We start from the raw sequence: 3,655 nt of genomic DNA on the forward strand, positions 1-3,655 counted from the left end.
GGAAGGAATGCCAACAATAAGTGACGATTTAAAAAACTTAGTGATGCATGTAGAACTTGCCATAACAGGTGGCCACATACTAATGGGCACAGATGCGCCAGAAGAATTTGGTTTTAAAGTAAACTTTGGTAACAATGTTTATATAAACTTAGAACCCGATACAAGAGCAGAAACTAAAAATTTATTTGATGCCCTTTCAGCAGCTGGCAAAGTAGAAATGGATTTGCAGGATATGTTTTGGGGTGCTTACTTTGGCAGCTGTACCGATAAATTTGGTGTACAATGGATGTTTAACTGTAATAAAAAAGCATAACTAACATCAACAGTAAATAAAAAAAATCCACAGTTGTAATTGTGAATTTTTTTATTCCTGCCCCTTAAAACTTAGGGCCAATTTTTTAGCGCTCATTATTTCAATTTTCTTTTCAGAAAAACGTAAAATATTTTCTGTAGAAAATTCATTCATCATCTTAAATAAAGTTTCATAAGTGGTACCGGTGTAAGAGGCTAAATCCTGGCGGGATAAAACAATATTTAAATATCCGTTTTCATCCGTACCAAATTTTTCCTGTAAACTTATTAATGCATAAGCAATCCGGCCTTTAGTACTCATGTGGGCAAGGTTTCGCATACGCTTTTCCGATTCTTTTAATTCTGCTGCAAAAAACATCAGCAGCTTATACATATAATCGGGATTTACTTTTAATGTAGCCGTAAAAAAATCCATATCAATAAAACAAACTTCAGTACTTGCCAGTGCCGTGCCCGATACTGGATAAACAGTATCACTGCCTAGCCCACGGTGCCCCACAATTGCTCCTTTATTAGCAAAACGTAATATCATTTCTTTTTCCTCATCCCAACGTTTATGCACTTTAATCAAACCCGAATGAATAAAGAACATTCCCCTCACCTCATCGCCTTCTTTAAACAGCAGCTCCCCTTTTTTTAAATGAAATACCTTTCTGTTGGCATCAATTGCAGGCAACCATTCTTTATTGCAGGATAAGCAGAGCGTACAACTCTTTAAATCACATTTATGTTTTTTTAATACCATTTTACCCTTTTTTAATTAAGTGCCCTCAAATTTATAATAAAATATTCACAGTCATTGCATTACAATATGTATTCGTTAATTTTTATAAACATTATAATTATTTCTATATTTATTATTTAATAAAAAAGATTTGTTTTTTTAAAATTTAATCCTTATTTTTATGATATAAAATATATTTTATAAGCTATTTTATAACTATCATCATAAAATAAGTTAGATATATTTAATTATAATTCGATTGCTTGCTGCAACTTTCAATATTTAAAAATTGCAGCATGAATATACTAATAATTGGCAACGGAATGGTAAGCTACAAGTTTTGTGAAAAACTTATAGCCAAATCTTCTAACTCCTCTTTCAATATCACCATTTTTGGCGAAGAAATTCGACCAGCCTACGACAGGGTTCACCTAAGTGAATACTTTGCGGGCAAATCTGCCGAAGAACTTTTAATGGCACCGGCCAGTTGGTATGCCGAAAATAATATCACTCTTCATCTTGGCGATCCCATTGCACAAATCAACAGAACAGAAAAAACCGTTGACTCCCATAAAGGGCTTACTGTTCCTTACGATGTCTTAATTCTGGCAACAGGTTCTGCAGCTTTTGTTCCCCCAATTCCCGGTACGGAAAAAAATGGTGTATTTATATATAGAACTATTGAGGATTTGGAAATGATGGCCGCCTGGGCTAAAAAAGCAACAAAAGGCGCTGTTATTGGTGGCGGGCTTTTAGGCCTGGAAGCTGCCAAAGCTATGATTGATTTGGGTGTTACCGATACCTCTGTAATAGAATTTGCCCCACGACTTATGCCAAGGCAGATTGATGAAGTGGGTAGCAATGTGCTGAAAGCAAAATTAGAAACACTGGGTTTAAAAATTTTAACCAACACCAATACGTCCCTAATTTTAGGCGATGATTGTATAACAGGAATGCAGTTTGCCAACGACAGCAAAATTGAAGTGGACATGCTGGTAATTTCTGCAGGTATTAAACCCCGTGATGAACTGGCAAAACTTTGCGGACTGGAAGTGGGTACAAGAGGGGGTATTGTGGTGAACGAAAAATTACAAACCAGCGATGAAAATATTTATGCCATAGGCGAATGCGCTTTGTTTGAAGGAATGATTTATGGCTTGGTTGCTCCGGGTTACGAGATGGCAAATGTGGTAGCGGCAAACCTAGCCTCCCTAAATCCCTCCCGGGGAGGGACTTTCGCAGCCTCCAATACATTGAATGAGCTTACTGAATTCGCAGAGTCCAAAGCTCCCTCTCCGTTGGAGAGGGCGGGGGGTGAGGTCTTTAAAGCCTACGACATGAGCACCAAATTAAAATTAATTGGTGTAGATGTAGCCAGCTTTGGTGATCCGTTTGCCAATGGCGATGGCATTACTTCTATTGCTATTAACGATACCAACAAAGTAGTTTACAAGCGTATTAATATAAGCGCCGATGGCAAAACTTTATTGGGCGGCATTTTAGTGGGTGATGCAGATCAATACAATATGCTGCTGCAAACAGTAAAAAATAAAGTAGTACTTCCCCAAAATCCTGAAGATATTATTTTAGGAAGCCGTGGCGGCGAAGAAGCAGCAGGAGCAGGTGTTACCAGCTTACCGGATGAGGCATTGATATGCAGTTGCGAAGCAGTTACAAAAGGAATGATATGCAGCAGTGTTACGGAAAGTAATTGCGAAACCGTTGATGCCATAAAAAAATGTACCAAAGCGGGTACTGGTTGTGGTGGTTGTGTGCCAATGATAAAAGACCTGGTAACTTATACACTGAAAGCATCAGGAAAAATTGTACATAATGTATTGTGTGAGCATTTTGCTTACAGCCGCCAGGAGCTGTTTGATCTCGTAAAAATAAATAAATTAAAAACTTACGATGAAGTGCTGAATATGTTTGGCAAAGGTGATGGTTGCGAATTATGCAAGCCACCGGTGGCTTCTATTTTAGCAAGTTTATGGAACGAAATTATTTTAAAGAAAGGAAATGATACTGCCCAGGACAGTAATGATCGTTTCTTAGCCAATATTCAAAAAGGTGGTACCTACTCTGTGGTACCCCGTATTCCCGGTGGAGAAATTACACCTGATAAATTAATTGTTATCGGGCAGGTAGCAAAAAAATATAACCTCTACACAAAAATTACCGGTGGCCAGCGCATTGATTTATTTGGTGCACATTTATCTGACCTTCCTAGCATTTGGGAAGAACTGATTGATGCTGGTTTTGAAAGCGGTCATGCTTACGGAAAAAGTTTGCGTACCGTAAAAAGTTGCGTAGGCAGCACCTGGTGCAGGTTTGGGCTACACGACAGTGTTAGTTTTGCAATTAAGGTAGAAGAAAGATATAGAGGATTGCGTTTGCCACATAAATTAAAAGGTGGTGTTAGCGGTTGCATAAGAGAATGTGCCGAAGCACAAAGTAAAGACTTTGGCATCATCGCCACCGAAAAAGGCTGGAACCTGTATGTATGCGGCAATGGCGGCAGCAAACCACAACATGCCATTTTATTAGCTACAGATATTGATGAAGAAACCTGCATTAAATACCTCGACCGTTTTTTAATGTTCTATGTAAAAACTGCCG

3 protein-coding genes are annotated in these 3,655 nt (G+C 38.2%); 2 read left to right on the forward strand and 1 reads right to left on the reverse strand.

The genetic code is table 11. The features are described from left to right. Positions 1–313 (forward strand): VOC family protein (locus ACY65O_RS06590; protein ID WP_462220060.1); only part of this gene is annotated, 313 nt, incomplete at its 5' end. A gap of 51 nt (positions 314–364) precedes the next feature. Here the strand turns inward: ACY65O_RS06590 and ACY65O_RS06595 are convergent. After that, positions 365–1,057, reverse strand: a complete 693-nt coding sequence (locus ACY65O_RS06595) for a Crp/Fnr family transcriptional regulator (RefSeq protein WP_462220061.1) — start codon at positions 1,055–1,057, stop codon at positions 365–367. A gap of 275 nt (positions 1,058–1,332) precedes the next feature. On the opposite strand from ACY65O_RS06595, the gene nirB reads away from it, so the two are divergent. Beyond that, the coding region (gene nirB / locus ACY65O_RS06600; protein WP_462220062.1) for a nitrite reductase large subunit NirB at positions 1,333–3,655 on the forward strand (2,323 nt) is incomplete at its 3' end.

It is taken from the genome of Ferruginibacter sp., from assembly GCF_031430955.1.
Taxonomy (GTDB): domain Bacteria; phylum Bacteroidota; class Bacteroidia; order Chitinophagales; family Chitinophagaceae; genus Ferruginibacter.